General features: G+C 70.8%; 15 protein-coding genes and 1 pseudogene. 10 read left to right on the top strand and 6 right to left on the bottom strand.

Going from position 1 to position 15,032, the window contains the following annotated elements; genetic code table 11:
• The first annotated feature begins 4 nt into the window (after positions 1–4).
• From ACWD2L_RS11460 to ACWD2L_RS11430, 7 genes are all read left to right on the top strand, one after another.
• Positions 5–1,279 carry a cytochrome P450 gene (locus ACWD2L_RS11460; RefSeq protein ID WP_451189048.1) on the top strand — a complete coding sequence of 425 codons (1,275 nt, stop codon included), beginning with the start codon at positions 5–7 and terminating at the stop codon, positions 1,277–1,279.
• Positions 1,272–1,718, top strand: coding sequence for a nitroreductase family deazaflavin-dependent oxidoreductase (locus tag ACWD2L_RS11455; protein WP_451189046.1), 447 nt, complete (start codon positions 1,272–1,274; stop codon positions 1,716–1,718). Before ACWD2L_RS11460 ends, ACWD2L_RS11455 begins: the two co-directional genes overlap by 8 nt.
• 16 nt (positions 1,719–1,734) lie before the next feature.
• Complete coding sequence (locus tag ACWD2L_RS11450) at positions 1,735–2,412, top strand: TetR/AcrR family transcriptional regulator (protein WP_451189043.1); 678 nt, start codon at positions 1,735–1,737, stop codon at positions 2,410–2,412.
• On the top strand, positions 2,409–3,500 hold the full coding sequence (locus ACWD2L_RS11445; RefSeq protein WP_451189040.1) for a phosphotransferase family protein: 1,092 nt from the start codon (positions 2,409–2,411) through the stop codon (positions 3,498–3,500). The genes ACWD2L_RS11450 and ACWD2L_RS11445 overlap by 4 nt, the downstream gene beginning before the upstream one ends.
• Positions 3,497–4,585 carry a phosphotransferase family protein gene (locus tag ACWD2L_RS11440; protein WP_451189037.1) on the top strand — a complete coding sequence of 363 codons (1,089 nt, stop codon included), beginning with the start codon at positions 3,497–3,499 and terminating at the stop codon, positions 4,583–4,585. Before ACWD2L_RS11445 ends, ACWD2L_RS11440 begins: the two co-directional genes overlap by 4 nt.
• A 54-nt stretch (positions 4,586–4,639) precedes the next feature.
• Positions 4,640–6,100: a class I adenylate-forming enzyme family protein gene (locus tag ACWD2L_RS11435; RefSeq protein WP_451189034.1), complete on the top strand. Its 1,461-nt coding sequence runs from the start codon at positions 4,640–4,642 to the stop codon at positions 6,098–6,100.
• 74 nt (positions 6,101–6,174) lie between these two features.
• Complete coding sequence (locus tag ACWD2L_RS11430; protein ID WP_451189032.1) at positions 6,175–7,578, top strand: ABC transporter substrate-binding protein; 1,404 nt, start codon at positions 6,175–6,177, stop codon at positions 7,576–7,578.
• 42 nt (positions 7,579–7,620) lie between these two features.
• Here the strand turns inward: ACWD2L_RS11430 and ACWD2L_RS11425 are convergent, their stop codons facing one another.
• From ACWD2L_RS11425 to ACWD2L_RS11405, 5 genes are all read right to left on the bottom strand, one after another.
• On the bottom strand, positions 7,621–8,511 hold the full coding sequence (locus ACWD2L_RS11425) for an NAD-dependent protein deacetylase (RefSeq protein ID WP_451189029.1): 891 nt from the start codon (positions 8,509–8,511) through the stop codon (positions 7,621–7,623).
• A gap of 41 nt (positions 8,512–8,552) precedes the next feature.
• A complete protein-coding gene (locus tag ACWD2L_RS11420; RefSeq protein WP_451189026.1) occupies positions 8,553–9,461 on the bottom strand; it encodes a TIGR03564 family F420-dependent LLM class oxidoreductase in 909 nt (302 codons plus the stop codon).
• A gap of 67 nt (positions 9,462–9,528) precedes the next feature.
• The gene (locus ACWD2L_RS11415; protein WP_451189023.1) at positions 9,529–10,167 is read right to left on the bottom strand and encodes a hypothetical protein; all 639 of its coding nucleotides are present in this window, start codon (positions 10,165–10,167) and stop codon (positions 9,529–9,531) included.
• A gap of 163 nt (positions 10,168–10,330) precedes the next feature.
• Positions 10,331–10,948, bottom strand: a complete 618-nt coding sequence (locus tag ACWD2L_RS11410) for a flavin reductase family protein (RefSeq protein ID WP_451189021.1) — start codon at positions 10,946–10,948, stop codon at positions 10,331–10,333.
• A 90-nt stretch (positions 10,949–11,038) separates the two neighbouring features.
• Positions 11,039–11,983 (bottom strand): SDR family oxidoreductase, encoded by a 945-nt coding sequence (locus tag ACWD2L_RS11405; protein ID WP_451189018.1) that lies wholly within the window; start codon positions 11,981–11,983, stop codon positions 11,039–11,041.
• Positions 11,984–12,146: 163 nt separating this feature from the next.
• Between ACWD2L_RS11405 and ACWD2L_RS11400 the strand changes: the two are divergent.
• Positions 12,147–12,987, top strand: a pseudogene (locus ACWD2L_RS11400) (helix-turn-helix transcriptional regulator).
• Between the two features lie 29 nt (positions 12,988–13,016).
• Here the strand turns inward: ACWD2L_RS11400 and ACWD2L_RS11395 are convergent.
• On the bottom strand, positions 13,017–13,610 hold the full coding sequence (locus tag ACWD2L_RS11395) for a TetR/AcrR family transcriptional regulator (protein ID WP_451189016.1): 594 nt from the start codon (positions 13,608–13,610) through the stop codon (positions 13,017–13,019).
• A 107-nt stretch (positions 13,611–13,717) separates the two neighbouring features.
• Here ACWD2L_RS11395 and ACWD2L_RS11390 point away from each other — a divergent pair, with 107 nt between their 5' ends.
• On the top strand, positions 13,718–14,167 hold the full coding sequence (locus tag ACWD2L_RS11390) for a nuclear transport factor 2 family protein (protein ID WP_451189013.1): 450 nt from the start codon (positions 13,718–13,720) through the stop codon (positions 14,165–14,167).
• Positions 14,164–15,015, top strand: a complete 852-nt coding sequence (locus ACWD2L_RS11385; RefSeq protein WP_451189011.1) for an NmrA family NAD(P)-binding protein — start codon at positions 14,164–14,166, stop codon at positions 15,013–15,015. Before ACWD2L_RS11390 ends, ACWD2L_RS11385 begins: the two co-directional genes overlap by 4 nt.
• Positions 15,016–15,032: the final 17 nt, after the last annotated feature.

The following is a 15,032-nucleotide window of genomic DNA, read 5'->3' as shown; positions in this document are numbered from 1 at the left end:
TGCCATGACCACGCCCGCGAACCTCGACCGCGACCGGGTCCGTGAACTCTTCGACCTGCGCGGCGCCTACCTCGCACAAGTCGGCGGCGGCTACCACGACGACCCCTACCCGGCCTGGCACCGGCTGCGCGCCGAGGCCCCCGTCCACCGCGGAACCGTGCACGCACTCACCGGCTACGACGGGCCCGCCCACTTCCAGGGCCTGCCGTACCCGGACCGCCCGCACTTCTCCGCGTTCAGCTACGCGGCCTGCGACGAGGCGTATCGCAACGCGGAGGTGTTCGCCGCCTCACCGACCCCGATCGACCCGCGTACCGGTGAACTCGCCGCACAGAACAGCATGTTGTCGATGGGCGGCCCGCAGCACCGCCGCTACCGCGCCCTGGTGCAGCCGTCGTTCGTGCCCGGCAAGGCGCAGTGGTGGATCCGCAACTGGATCGAGCAGACGGTCCACCTCCTCATCGACTCCTTCGCCGACGACGGCCGCGCCGAACTCAACGTGGACTTCTGTGCGGCCATCCCCGTGCTCACGATCACCGGCAGCTTCGGTGTCTCGGTCGAACGGGCCCTGGACATCCGGGCCGCACTGCGCGATCCGCAGGCCATCGTCGAGATCCTCGCGCCGGTCGTCGCGGCCCGCCGCGCCTCCCCGCAGGACGACCTCATCAGCGTCCTGGTCGAAGCGGAGATGACCGACGAGGACGGTGTCGCGCACCGCCTCTCCGACGCCGAGATCTACTCCTTCGCGGTCCTTCTGCTCACGGCCGGCTCGGGCACCACATGGAAGCAGATGGGCATCACGCTCACCGCGCTGCTCCAGCGCCCCGAGGTCCTGGCCGCCGTGCGAGACGACCGTGACCTGCTGCGGCCCGCCATCGAGGAGGCGCTGCGCTGGACACCGACCGACCCGATGTTCTCCCGGTACGTCACGCGCGACACCGACCTCCACGGCGTACACCTCCCGGAGGGCTCCGTCCTGCACCTGTGCATCGGCGCCGCCAACCGCGATCCGGCGCGCTGGGACCGTCCGGACGAGTTCGACATCACGCGCAAGCTGCGCCCGTCGTTCGCGTTCGGCGGCGGCGCGCATGTCTGCCTCGGCATGCATGTGGCGCGCGCCGAGATGCGGGTCGGGATCGGGGCGCTGCTCGACCGGCTGCCGGGGCTGCGGCTCGACCCGGACGCGGCACGGCCGCGCTTCATCGGTCTCTACGAGCGGGGCGCGACAGAGATCCCGGTGGTCTTCGAGTCCTCGACGGAAGGGAACGGACGTGAGTGAACCCGCTTACCAGAAGCCCGACTTGGTGCTCGTCGGCGCCGAACACGTGGCCCGCTACCGGGAGACCGACGGCGAGGTCGGCTACGAGTGGAACGGCGTGCCCATCCTGCTGCTCACCACCACGGGCCGCAGGTCCGGCGAGCCCCGCACCAAGGCGCTGATCTTCGGACGGGACGGGGACGACTATCTGGTCGTCGCCTCGACCGGCGGGGCACCGAAGCACCCGTCCTGGTACCTGAACCTGCTCGACCACCCGGAGGCGGAGGTCCAGGTCAAGGGCGAGCACATCCCGGTCGTCGGGCGCGGCGTCACCGCGGGCAGCGAGCGGGAGCGCCTGTGGCAGGCCGTCAACGACTACTGGCCCAATTACGACTCCTACCAGGCCCGGACCGAACGCCTCATCCCGGTCGTCGTGCTGACACCCACCACGGACACGTAGGACGAGGACCCGTCACATGTCGAACCCGAACCCCACCACCTGGGCGGATCACGCGGCCGACCGCTCCCCCTCCGTACAGCGGTCGCGGGCGCGCAGCGTCCAGCAGGCGCAGGCGATCACGCGGGCCGCGCACCGGCTCGCATCGGAGAAGGGAAGCGCGTTCACGACACAGGAGTTGACCCGCGAGTCCGGTGTCGCCCTCCAGACGATCTATCGGCACTTCCCGAGCAAGGACCACATTCTGCTCGCCCTCGTCGAGGAGATCATCGCCGTACAGGCGGCGCGCATGCAGGCCGCGGCACGCGAGCTTCCCGACCCCGTCGGCCGGCTGCGGTTCTACATCTCCCACATCCTGGACGGACTCGGCGACGGGCGCGAGCGCACGGGGCCACGGTTCATCACCGCCGAGCACTGGCGGCTGCACCAGCTGTTCCCGGACGAGATGGCGCGCGCCGCCCAGCCCTTCGGTGACCTGGTCGAACGCGAGCTGCGGGAGGCGGCGGCCCTGGGGCTGCTGCGGCCGAGGGATCCGGCGCAGGACGCGTGGTTCGCGATGAAGCTGGTCACGTCCGCCTACCACCACTACGCGTTCGCCACCGCGCACGAGCCGGTCGAGGACGTCGCCGGGCGGCTGTGGGAGTTCTGCCTGGCCGCGTTCGGCGGACCGCCGACTCAAGGGATGGGGGAAGCATGAGCGAGGCTCCGGTCTTCGCCAAGGGCCGCGATCTGGACGCGGCCGCGGAAGCTCTGCGCCCGTGGCTGGCCGTCCGCCTCGGCGCGGGCACCGCACTGGACGTACGCATCGCGAACCTGGTGTATCCCCTGGGCGCCGGTGTCTCCAACGAGACGATCCTCTTCGACGCCCACTCCGCCGGGCGCTCCCACGAACTCGTCCTGCGGGTGGCTCCCGCGCCCGAGCACCAGATGTTCCTCGATCCGCGGTTCCGGCTCCAGTACGAGATGCTGGCCGCGCTGCGCCGCCTCGGCACGGTCCGGGTGCCCGAAGCACTCTGGTACGAGGAGGATCCCGCGCTGCTCGGCCAGCCGTTCTACGTGATGCGCCGGATGCGGGGCCGGGTGCCGGTGAGCATGCCGGTGTACAACGAGACGGGCTGGCTGACCGGGGCGACACCCGGCGAGCGCCGCATCCTGTGGGAGGGTGCCGTCCGGCAGCTCGCGGCCATCCACGGCGCGCCGACCGAGGACTTCACCTTCCTCCACGACTCCGGTCAGGGCGCACCCGGCGACGAGCAACAGCTCACGTACTGGCGACGGTTCGCGGACTGGGCGCTGGAGGACGAGATCCCCGACACCGTGCACGAGCTCTTCGCCTGGGTGACGGCCACGCGTCCGCCAACGTCAACTCCCGGCCTGTCGTGGGGAGATGCCCGCATCGGAAACATGATGTTCGGCGACGACTACGAAGTCGTGGGAGTGATGGACTGGGAACAGGCCTCCCTCGCCGGGCCGATGGCCGACCTCGGCTGGTGGCTGCTCTTCGACGACATCCACAGCGTCGAGCAGGGCGTCACGCGTCTCGAAGGGCTCGGCACGAGACAGGAAACCGTGGACCTGTGGCGGGAGTTGACAGGACGTCCGGTCGAGCATCTGCACTGGCACGAGGTGTTCGCCGGGCTCAAGGCGGGCCTGCTGGCGCTGCACACGCGTCGGTCGATGAAGCTGCCCGCGGCCGGGCGCCCGAACCCGTTCATCGAGCGTTCGTGCCGCTTGCTGGGTTGGCCGGCGGCTGGGCGCGACTCCGGAACCGTGGAGGTGTCATGACCGTCACGAGTCTTCCCGGCGGCCCCGCGCCGCACGACCTCGACACGACCCTCTCACCGGCCTGGCTCACCGCCGTACTGCGGCGGCGGCACCCCGGCGTCACGGTCACCGCGACGGAGGTCACCGAGCGGATCGAGACGGTGGCCACCAAGGTGCGTTTCGACGTCGCGTACGAGAACGGGGCCACGCCCGGAGGCGCCCCGCCGGCCCTGTGCGTGAAGGCCTACTTCAACCCCGCCACCCGGCAGCGCGGCACGTCGCGCGCCGAGGTCGACTTCTACCGACTGCTCGCCGGAACGCTGCCGGTGCGCACGCCGCCGTGCGTGCACGCCGAGGTGGACGAGGAGACCGGGCATCCGCTGCTCCTGATGCACGACCTGGTGGCGACGGGCAACCGGTTCGGTGACCCGCTGATGGGCTTCGGCCGGGATCAAGCGGCGGGCACACTCGACCAGTTGGCGGCGCTGCACGCGGCGACGTGGGGCGGCGTCAAGGCGACCTGGGACGGCGTCAAGCAGAAGGTGGACCTCGCCGCCGCCTTCCCGCCCCGGCTCGCCCGTCTCACCGGCTACACGGGACCCGAGCGCCTACGGGCCCAGCTCGACGACGGCCGGGCGGCGGACGCCCCGGCCGGTGTGCGCCGCGCCGACCGGCTGCTCGCCGCGGTGAACGCGCTCGCCGAGCTGTCGCCCGCACACCCGCGCTGCCTCGTCCACGGCGACGTACACACCGGCAACATCTACGCGACGCCCGAAGGGGCGCCCGGACTCATCGACTGGCAGGTGGTGCAGTACGGCGCCTGGGCGCTCGACGTCGGGTACCACCTCGCCGCCGCCCTCGACCCCGACGAACGCGCCCGCAGCGAAAGGGAGTTGCTCGACCACTACCTCGACCGGCTCGCCGCACACGGCGGCACACCACCCGGGCGTGACGAGGCGTGGTGGGCGTACCGGGCGCATCTGCCCTACGGGTTCTTCCTGTGGGGCATCACCCGGGCCGTCGACCGGTCGATCACCGAACGGCACGCGGGGCGGCTCGCGCAGGCGGTCGCCTGGCACGACAGCTTCGGCCTGCTCGGCGTCTGACACACAGCGCGCGGCCCACGAACGTCCCGTCGGCTCATCTGGAGGAGTACGGCCATGGAACGCGGAACGAGCATCGCCCTGTTGATCAGAAAGCTGGCGGCATCGTGCACGGGCGCCGAGGTGCTGCACCATGTCGCGGCGGACGGCACCGAATCCGCGCACACCTGGCGGGAGTTGGACCGCCGCTCGGACCAACTGGCCGGCGCGCTGGCGGCACGCGGTCTCCACGAGGGCGACCGGCTCTCGCTGGCCCTGCGCAATTCACCGCAGCTCGTACTCGGTGTCTTCGCCGCGTGGAAGCTGGGCGCGGTGCCCGTACCGGTGCGCTGGGATCTGCCCGAGTGGGAATCGGACCGGTTGCGCGAGGTGGTGCGGGCGGCCGTGCACCTGGGCGCCGAGGACCTGCCATGGATCGACGCGACGACGAGCGCGCACGTGCCCATCCTGCCGCTCGACGTCGTATCCCCCTACGCGAACGGCATTTGCAGCAGTGGCTCGACGGGCACCCCCAAGGTCATCCTCACCGCGCGCCCGGCCATGCACGCCCCCGCGTTCAGCACCCCGCTCATGCAGTCCTGGGCCCCGGTGCCGCGCCCGCAGACGATCCTCGTGGTCGCGCCGATGTACCACGCCAACGGATTCACCACGCTGTTCGGCATGTTCGACGGGGACCGCTTGGTGGTGATGGAGAAGTTCGACGCCGCCCGCGTGGTGTCGGCGATCGAGCGCCACCGGGTGACGACCTTCACCGCCACACCCACCATGCTGCAACGCATCGCGGACCTGCCCGGTGTCGACGGCCGCGACCTGTCCAGCCTGGAGTGGATCCTCCAGGGCGCCGCCCCCATGCCTCCGGCCCTCGTGCACCGCTGGGCCGGCCTGATCGGCGCCGAGCGCATCGTCATGGCGTACGGCATGACCGAGGGCCTCGGCATCACCGCGCTGCGCGCCGACGAGTGGATGGCACACCAGGGCAGCGTCGGCCGGCCGCTGCGCGCCACCGAACTGCGTATCCTCGACCCCGAAGGCAAGGAGGTACCCGTCGGCGGGACCGGCGACATCTACCTCCGCTCCGCCAGCTACCACGGCTACGAGTACCTGGGCGACGCCCCGACCCTGAAGACGACACCCGACGGCTTCCAGACGGCCGGGGACGTCGGATACCTGGACCCCGACGGCTACCTCTACCTTCTCGACCGCCGCGTCGACATCATCATCAGCGGCGGCGCGAACATCTTCCCAGCCGAGGTCGAGGCGGCCCTCATCGACCACCCGGCCATCGCCGACGTCGTGGTCATCGGTCTGCGCGACCCCGAGTGGGGCCGCCGGGTGCACGCCCTGATCGAACCCTCGGACCCGGCCGCGCCGCCCACCCACGACGAGGTCGTCGCGTACGCGCGCGCCCGCCTCGCCGCGTACAAGCTGCCCAAGACGACCGAGTTCGTCGACGTCATGCCGCGCAGCGCGGCGACCAAGGTGAACCGCGGGGCGCTGGTGGCGGCGCGCGGTGGCTGATCGCCAGGCACACACCATTCGTTCCCGGCACACACCATCGGTCAACTCCCCTTTCCCGAAAGGCAGGACAGCCCGTGAGGCCCCAGAGGACCATCACCGCCCTGACGGTGGCCGCCGCGCTGTTCGCGGCGGGTTGTTCCACCCGTGGCGACAGCTCCGGCCGCGGCGACCCCGAGACCGACGGGAAGGCGGCGGCCCAAGCGTCCGCGGCGCCCGCGTCGGGTGACTTCGGCGACCTCAAGAACGTGTGCGGCGCGGGCAACCCGAGCGGTTCCCCGGCCCAAGGAGTCACGGCGAAGGAGATCCACGTAGGTGTCATGTCGGACGTCGGCTTCACCAAGAACACCGAATTCGCCGACGCCGCCAAGGCGTTCACGTCGTGGTGCAACGAGGCCGGTGGCATCAACGGCCGCAAGATCGTCCCGACGGTCCGTGACACCAAGATGGTCGAGGTCCGCCAGCGGGTGAACGATGCGTGCCGCGCCGACTTCGTCCTGGCCGGCGGCAGCGCGGCACTGGACGGACTCGGGGTGAAGGACCGCCTTTCCTGCCTGCTCCCCGACTTCCCCGCCCAGACGGTCCAGCACAGGAACGAGGGCTCTGAGCTGCAACTGGCCATGCAGGCGGGCGGCCCCTCGTACTTCCGCTACGCGGGCTTCTACGAATGGCTGATCAAGAAGGCCTACCCCGACACGGTCGACTCCGTGGGCATCATCTCCGGCGACTCCCCGGTCACCCGCTCCTCCCTCGACCAGCGCGTGGACTACTTCCGCTCGCGCGGCGTCAAGCCCGCCTACACGGACCTCTATCCCGCGTCCGGTGTCACCAACTGGACCCCGTACGCCCAGGCCATCAAGAACGAAGAGGTGAAGGGCCTGATCTTCATGGGTGACTTCAGCTCCCTGGCGAAGCTCGAGCAGGAACTCACCGCCATGAACTACAAGCTCGACTGGATCGACGCGAACAGCAACGCCTACGGCCCGGCCTTCCTCAAACTCGCCGGTCCGGCCGTCCTGGCCGCCCAGAACAACCTCGCCGACGTCAGCGGCATGTACCCGATGGAGAAGGCCGGCTCGAATCCGGCGACCCAACAGGTCGTCGACCTCTTCAAGAAGTACGCCCCCGACAAGCAGCTCACCCTCCCCGCGGTCAAGGCGATGTCGGCCTGGCTCCTCTTCGCCAAGTCCGCGACGAGGTGCGGCAACGACCTCACCCGCAAGTGCGTCCACGACGCGGCCCGCAAGGAGACCGCGTGGACCGGCGGCGGCCTCCAGGCACCGGTGAACGTGTCCGTCCAGGACTCCCCCGTGAAGTGCATGAACATCGAGAAGGCGACACCGGACGGCTGGAAGCCCGCCGACTTCGACGCCGACAAGGGCGCCTACCGCTGCGACATCGCGTCGTACAAGCTCAGCGACCGGTACGGGAAGGCGGGGAAGCTGGCGGATGTGGGAAAGAGCCTCAAGGACCTCAAGTAGCCGAGGCCGAGGCAGGAGTCCGTCGAATGCCCGGCAGAGGGCTCACACTCCCACCTCTGCCACGACGGTCTCCAGCGCCTTCCCCAACGGCAGCTCCACCCGCACACCCCACCGGTCCCCGCGGGTCGGCTGGTTGTTGACGATCAGGACCGGGGTTCCGGCATCCGCGGCCTGGCGCACGAACCGCAACCCTGACATGACGGTCAGCGACGATCCGAGCACGAGCAGCGAGGCCGCCCCCGCGACGAGCCGCCGGCAGGTGTCGACGCGTTCCGGCGGCACGTTCTCACCGAAGAAGACGACGTCCGGTTTGAGGACCCCGACGCCGCAGGCCGCGCACGGCACCACCCGGAACTCGCGCACTGCCTCGTCCGGCAGTTCCACGTCGCCGTCCGGGTTCACGCGCGCGGCACGGTGCCGCCCGGCCTCGGCCTCGAACCGCGGGTTCGCCTCGCGCAGCCGCCGGTCGAGGTCGGCTCGGTCGGTGGCCGCGCGGCAGTGGAGGCAGACCACCCTGCTCAGGCTTCCGTGCAGCTCGATCACGTCAGGGGCGCCGGCGGCCTGCTGCAGACCGTCGACGTTCTGCGTGATCACTCCGGTGACCAGGCCCGCCGTGGCGAGCTCGGCCACGGCCAGGTGTCCGGCGTTCGGCTCGGCGCGGGTCATCGCCCGCCACCCCAGCTGGCTGCGCGCCCAGTACCGCTGCCGGCCCTGCTCGCTGCCGGTGAATTCCTGGTACGTCATGGGGGTGTGCTGACGCAGCGAGCCGTGCTCCCCGCGGTAGTCCGGGATCCCCGACTCGGTGGAGAGCCCGGCCCCGCTCAGCACGACGGCCCCGCCCGCACGCACGGACTCGACGACGGGCCGCAGGTCGGTGGTGGCGGGCGGCAGGTCGCCGCTGGGTTCCCAGCTCAGGGTCGGACGGGTACGCATGCGGACCAGCTTACGTACGTGACGGCCTCGGGGCAGGCGGCTCAGCCGGTGAGCGAGGCCAACAACTCCCTCGTGCGCTTCCGGGACGCCCGTCGGTCCGCGCCGACCGGGACGGCGAACGCCTGGATGTCGCTCGCCCCGGCGTCGAGCAGACGGCGCAGCTGCCGGGTCACGCTGTTCTCGTCGCCCAGGACGGCGACGTCCGCCGGGGTCCGGGCGCCGCCGATCGCCATGATCCGCTCGTAGTTGGGCAGCCCCTCGTAGCTCGTCGCCGTCTCCGCCGTGGCCGCGCGTGCCTCGTCCACGTCGTCGTGGACCGCCATCGGAAGGCCGGCGACGATCCGTGGCTCGGGCCGTCCGGCGGCCTCGGCAGCAGCACGTAGACGCGGCGCGACATGAGTCTCGATGGCGCGAGCCGAAGCCATGAACAGGACCACCCCATCGGCCAGTTCACCGGCGACGCGCAACAGCCTCGGTCCCAGGGCCGCCAGCAGAACCGGCACCGGCCGCGCCACCGGCACCCTGGCCCCGCGGACCGTCCACTCCGCGCCCTCGTGCGTGACCTCCTCCCCGCGCAGCAGCCCGGTGAGGATGCGCAGGTATTCCTCGGTGTTGAGTCCGGGGCGGTCGTACGAGAGTCCGTAGCGGCCGTTGACGACACGCTCGTGGGACGGGCCTATGCCCAGCACGAGCCCCGACCTGCCCATGGCCTCGGCGGTCGCGGCCACGCGGTTGGCCTGGAGCAGCGGATGGCAGGGGTAGGTCTGCAGGACCGCGGCGCCCAGCTCGATGCTCGATGTCTCGCGGCCCGCAACGGCCATGGCGGCGAGCGGGTCGCCGAGAACGGAGCTGTCGAACCACATCGAGCTGAAGCCGTCCTCCTCGGCGGACCTGGCCTGCTCGATCAGTTTTTCGGTCGTGTACGGGCGAGCCGTCAGGCCGATTCTCATGGCGGGGCCTCTCGTCGCGACGTGAGTTTCCTCCCGCACCCCTTCGGGATCCGGGCCGCGCGGCGCCTCAGCGCAGCTTGTTCACCGCTGTCACCGTCGTCTTCTTGAAGGCGCCCACCGGCGCGTCGCCGTAGGAGCCCATCTGGCCCCAGCGGACCACCGTCACGGTGGCGCCGTCCCGGCCCACGGAGAACAGGTTGATGTCGGACGCGCCCCACGTGGTCGTGGTGTGCACGCCGTAGACGTACGCGCCCTCCTCCACGGGGAGCCGGCCGTAGTACTTCTGCGTGGCGTTCACGTCGGGGTACTGCCGCATCACCGCCTCGGCACAACCGGCGAGTTTCTTGCGCAGCAGCGCCGCGAAGTCCTTGGCGTGCCGGGTGTCGCGCTCGACCACCGTCACCTGGAGCGCTGTGGCGTCGAGGTCGGTGTGGTACGCACGGTGCACCGAGATCGACGGCAGGGCCTCGCCCACGCACATCGGCAGCGGGTCCGGCTGCCCGGCCGTGACCGGGCCGGCGTACCAGGGCGACGAAGGGTGCGGCGGGAGCTGGGACGCGGCCAGGAACCCCGGGCCGCCGGAGGCGGACGCGGCCGCAGCAGTGACCGCCACGCCCGCCGTCGCGGCGGCGATGGCAGTCAGCGTCAACAGGGCTTTGCGGGTACGGGAGTTGACGCTTCGGGTGTGGATCCGTGTGTTCGTCATCGCTGCGTCACCAGGTCTCATCGGTACATCCCCACGTGGTTGTGCACGGCTTCGCGCATGCTCGTTTCGAATGTTCCGTACGCCCTGTACGACCGGCGGCGCGACACTCCCGTTGCCCTGGTTTGTGTCACGGCTGTGTCACCGCATGCACAGCTGCACCGGGTCAGGCCGTGCCCTGTGCTCCGGCACCGCCCTCGTAGCGACCCCGAGCGAGTTCGTGCACGGTGCCCAGCGTGCTCCACTCGTCCTTCCCCAGCCGCGCAAGCGGGCGCAGCCGTGTGACCTCGGGGTGCCCTTCGTCGCACACGGCCTCGTCCACGGCGATGTGCACGACACGGCCGAAGACGACCGTGGAGTCGCCGAGCCGGACGGTGCTGTGCAGCTCGCATTCGATGGCCACCGGTGACTCCGCGACCCGTGGCGGCCGTACGAGGGCGCTGGGCTCGCGCCGCACGCCCACTGCGTCGAACTCGCTGACGGACCGCGGGAAATCGGTGCCGGTGGCGTTGACCTGCTCGATGAGCGGCTCCGGCGCGAGGTTGACCACGAACTGACCGCTCGCCTCCACGTTGCGCAGCGAGTCCTTGCGGCCGACGGAGGTGAACTGCACGATCGGCGGGCGGGCGCAGGCGACGGTGAAGAACGAGTGCGGAGCCAGATTGTCCGTGCCGTCCGGGGACACGGTGGACACCCAGGCGATGGGGCGTGGCACCACCGTGGCGGTCAGCAGACGGTAGACGCTCCGGGCGTTCTGTTCGGCAACATGGAAGTCGAGACGCATGCCCGCCAGTATGCGCTCACCTGCACAGACGCCTGCCGTGGCCCTCCCCGCACACACTGGTACGGAGTGACACGGGGCGCCATCCCGCCCTCAACTGCCGGGAAACGGAACCTTCGTGAGCTCTTCGGAGACCTGCCAGACGCGTTGCGCCTCCGCCGTGCCACTGAGGCGCGAGTAGAGCTTCTGCTCCCCGGGCGGGCCGCCCATGTGCCCGATCCCGCGCGGTCCGTAGAACCGGCCGCGCTCGGCTCCCGGGGAGGTGGCGGCGTAGAGGGCGAGAAGCTGCGCCGTGTGCACCGTCCCGACGACGATGCCGCGGGCGGACAGTGCCCGGATCAGGCGTACGCCCGTCGTGTCCTTGGCGCGGCCGACCTCGGGGCGCGCGGCGAGGAGGTTCGTCGGGGCGACGCCGGGGTGGGAGAGGTTGCTGGTGATGCCCCAGCCTTGGGCCTGGCTGCGCCGGTCGAGTTCGAGGCCGAAGAGGCCGAACGCGATCTTCGACTGGCTGTACGCCTTCATGCCGTCATAGGAACGTTCCCAGTTGAGGTCGTTCCAGTTGATGGCGTTCTGGTTCGCGGCGACACTCACCTGCGACGTCACCCGCGCCTGGCCCGCGCGCAGCAACGGCAGCAGGTGGGCCACCAGGGCGAAGTGGCCGAGGTGGTTGGTGCCGAACTGCAGCTCAAAGCCGTCGGTGGTCGTCTGCCGGTCGGGCGGGGTCATGACGCCGGCGTTGTTGATGAGCAGGTGGATCGGCCGGTCCTCCGCCCGCAGGGTTTCGCCCAGGGCCGCGACGGAGTCGAGCGAGGACAGGTCGAGTTCGCGCAGCGACACGTCCGCGTCCGGGACCTTCTCGCGGATCGTGGTGAGCGCGGCCTCGCCCTTGCGCGGATTGCGCACGGGCAGGAGCACTTCGGCCCCGGCCGCGGCGAGCCTCGTGGCCAGGCCGAGCCCGATGCCGTCGCTCGCTCCGGTGACCACGGCGCGCTTGCCGGACAGGTCGGGGACGGTGATGTCGATGGGTTTGCGTGGCATGCTCCCGAGCTTCGACCGGCGCCGCGGCGACGGCAACCAGTGAAGGGGGGATCGACAATCCGTGGTTACCGCGACGCGCGAACGGTAGAAATGGACGTCAGGGGAGACACGCACAGAGACCACACGCACGAAGTCCACACGCACGGTGACGGAGACACGGGTGATCGATCGGACCGGCCTCGCGGAGTTCCTCCGGCGCCGCCGCGAGTGCCTGCAGCCCGAGGACGTCGGCCTGCCGCGTGGACGCCGCCGCAGGACGGCCGGTCTGCGGCGGGAGGAAGCGGCGGCGCTGTGCCACATGTCGACCGACTATTACGCACGTCTGGAGCGTGAACGCGGGCCCCATCCGTCCGAGCAGATGATCGCCTCCATCGCGCAGGGGCTGCACCTCTCCCTCGACGAGCGCGACCACTTGTTCCGGCTCGCCGGACACACACCGCCCCCGCGCGGCGCGGACACCACACACATCGGCCCCGGCCTGCTGCGCGTCCTCGACCGCCTCCAGGACACCCCCGCCGAGATCGTCACGGAGCTCGGCGAGACACTGGCGCCAGACCCCGCTCGGCGTCGCGCTCACCGGCGACCAGACCGTCCACACCGGCCCCGCCCGCAGCATCGGCTACCGCTGGTTCACCGATCCCGCCACGCGCCTGCTCTACGCTCCCGAGGACCACGCCTTCCTCACCCGCATGTTCGTCTCGGGCCTGCGGGGCGTCGCGACGCTCCGGGGGCCCGGTTCCCGCGCGTCCCACTACGCCGAGCTGCTGCTCGCGCGGAGCGAGGAGTTCCGTCGGGTGTGGGACGACCATGAGGTCGGCATCCGCCCCCACGAGGTGAAGCACTTCGTCCACCCCGAGGTCGGCGCGCTGGAACTGACCTGCCAGACCCTTGTCGACCCCGGCCAGTCCCATCTGCTCCTCGTCTACACGGCCGTCCCCGGCAGCGAGAGCCACGAGAAGCTGCAACTGCTGTCCGTCATAGGGTCGCAGGCGCTGCCACGCTGAGCCGACGGCCGCCCCCCTGAGGCCGGCCGTCAAGAGTCGTCCGGCGCGCCGGCCATGACGCGGGCCGCGAAGTCCGCCAGTTGGGCCCGCATCCGTTCGCGCGGTGCGAGCTCCTTTCCGGCGAGGTGCTCGACGAGGTCGGCCCGTGTGGCGGCGAGCAGCGCGTGGGCCGCGAAGTCCCCGTCGGCCAGACCGGGAATCCTCTCCAGCACGGAACGGAGCAGGCCGTGCCACCGCTCGTAGTGCTCCGCCTGGTAGGGGCTGCCGCTCCCGGTCCGCTCCAGGGCCAGCGCGAGTCGGCGGTTGTCCAGCTTGAAGCAGAGCACGGCGTCGAGCACGGCGGTGACACGCTCCCGCGGTGAGGTGTCGGGGCCGAGGGGCGACGGTCCGGATTCGACGGCCTCCGTGACCGGTTCGAGCCGCGCCTCGTACAGCGCGCGGAGCAGCCCGGTCCGATCGCCGTAGGCCCGAAAGAGCGTGCCCTTGCCGACGCCGGCCTCCGCCGCGATGTCGGCCATGGTGACTTCCTCGGGACTCTCACCGCGCGCGAACAGCGCGTCGGCGGCGGCGAGGACGGCCTCCCGGTTTCGGGCGGCATCCTTGCGGGGTTTGCGTTCGGGCATGCGGTTCCTCGCGTTCCCCTTCATTGCAAAACGGACCGGCGGTCCGCTACATTCGAATCCGGACCACAGGTCCGGATTCTATGTGCTGTACGAGCAGGAGGACACCCATGCCCACACCGGCATCCACACCGACATCTTCGCCGTCGTCATCAGCGCAGGTGTTCCGCCACGGCCTGCGGCTGCTGCTGAACAAGAACATCGCCGGCTGGGTCGAGCTGTGGGCCGAGGACGGCGTGATGGAGTTCCCCTTCGCTCCCCCGGGTTGGCCGCGACGGCTGGACGGCAGGGAAGCCGTCGCGTCGTACATGCGCCACTACCCCGACCACATCGACCTGCACGACTTCCCCGAACTGCGGATCCACGAGACCACCGACCCGCGAACGATCGTGGCCGAAATGCGCGGCGCCGGCCGCCTGGTGGAGACCGACAGCCCCTTCGACATGACCTACGTCGCGGTCGTCACGGTCGAGGACGGACACATCACGTCCTACCGCGACTACTGGAACCCGCTCACCCTCCAGCAGGACGGCGCCGACTTCACCGGGAGCACACGATGACCACCCCCATCGGCACCACACTGGTCATCGGCGCCACCGGCACGACGGGCAGCCGCGTCACCTCACGGCTCACGGCGGCCGGCCATCGTGTGAAGACCGCCAGCCGCCGCGCGACCCCGATCCCCGACACGGAGCCGGTTCCCTTCGACTGGTACGAGCCCGCCACCCACGCCACCGCCCTCGGCGGAGTCGACCGCGTCTACCTCGTACCACGCGTGGGCGACCCCGACCCGGCGGCGGCCATGTCGCCGTTCCTCCGTCGGGCCCGCGCCGCCGGCGTCCACCGCGCGGTGCTGCTGAGCTCCTCGGCCGTCCCCGAGGGCGGGCCGGCGGCAGGAACGGTCCACCGGGAGCTGCCCCAACTCTTCGACAACTGGGCGGTGTTGCGGCCCTCGTGGTTCATGCAGAACTTCACCGGTGCGCATGCCCACGCCGTGAGCATCCGCGACGAGGGCGCCATCCGGACCGCGACCGGGAGCGGCCGGGTCGGTTTCGTCGACGCCGAGGACATCGCGGCCGTCGCCGTGCACGCCCTGACCGACGAAGTCGCCCCCAACACCGATCTCGTACTCACCGGCCCGGAGGCACTCACCTACGACGCCATCGCGACACTCTTCACCGAGGTCACGGGCCACCCTGTGACCCACCAACACCTCTCCTACGCGCAGCTACGCGATCGCCTCGCGGCGGAGATCCCGGAGGAGTTCGCCGCGCTGCTGGCCGCCATGGACCTCGCGATCGCGAAGGGAGCGGAGGACCGCACGACCGACACCGTCCAGCGCGTCACTGGGCGCCCGCCGGGCAGCTTCCGAGCGCTTCTGGAAAGCGAGAGGCGGAGCACCGGGTGAGGGTCCCGAGTGCCGTG

It is taken from the genome of Streptomyces sp. NPDC002754 (genome assembly GCF_053592315.1).
Note: the sequence above shows the minus strand (reverse complement) of the source record. Positions and strands in the feature narration are given on the sequence as shown.

Bases quoted from the DNA above. Each gene is read 5' to 3' on its own strand.
- ACWD2L_RS11460 (WP_451189048.1), top strand. From the start codon at position 5: ATGACCACGCCCGCGAACCTCGACCGCGACCGGGTCCGTGAACTCTTC.
- ACWD2L_RS11450 (WP_451189043.1), top strand. From the start codon at position 1,735: ATGTCGAACCCGAACCCCACCACCTGGGCGGATCACGCGGCCGACCGC.
- ACWD2L_RS11445 (WP_451189040.1), top strand. From the start codon at position 2,409: ATGAGCGAGGCTCCGGTCTTCGCCAAGGGCCGCGATCTGGACGCGGCC.
- ACWD2L_RS11440 (WP_451189037.1), top strand. From the start codon at position 3,497: ATGACCGTCACGAGTCTTCCCGGCGGCCCCGCGCCGCACGACCTCGAC.
- ACWD2L_RS11435 (WP_451189034.1), top strand. From the start codon at position 4,640: ATGGAACGCGGAACGAGCATCGCCCTGTTGATCAGAAAGCTGGCGGCA.
- ACWD2L_RS11425 (WP_451189029.1), bottom strand. From the start codon at position 8,511: ATGCGTACCCGTCCGACCCTGAGCTGGGAACCCAGCGGCGACCTGCCG.
- ACWD2L_RS11420 (WP_451189026.1), bottom strand. From the start codon at position 9,461: ATGAGAATCGGCCTGACGGCTCGCCCGTACACGACCGAAAAACTGATC.
- ACWD2L_RS11415 (WP_451189023.1), bottom strand. From the start codon at position 10,167: ATGACGAACACACGGATCCACACCCGAAGCGTCAACTCCCGTACCCGC.
- ACWD2L_RS11410 (WP_451189021.1), bottom strand. From the start codon at position 10,948: ATGCGTCTCGACTTCCATGTTGCCGAACAGAACGCCCGGAGCGTCTAC.
- ACWD2L_RS11405 (WP_451189018.1), bottom strand. From the start codon at position 11,983: ATGCCACGCAAACCCATCGACATCACCGTCCCCGACCTGTCCGGCAAG.
- ACWD2L_RS11395 (WP_451189016.1), bottom strand. From the start codon at position 13,610: ATGCCCGAACGCAAACCCCGCAAGGATGCCGCCCGAAACCGGGAGGCC.
- ACWD2L_RS11390 (WP_451189013.1), top strand. From the start codon at position 13,718: ATGCCCACACCGGCATCCACACCGACATCTTCGCCGTCGTCATCAGCG.
- ACWD2L_RS11385 (WP_451189011.1), top strand. From the start codon at position 14,164: ATGACCACCCCCATCGGCACCACACTGGTCATCGGCGCCACCGGCACG.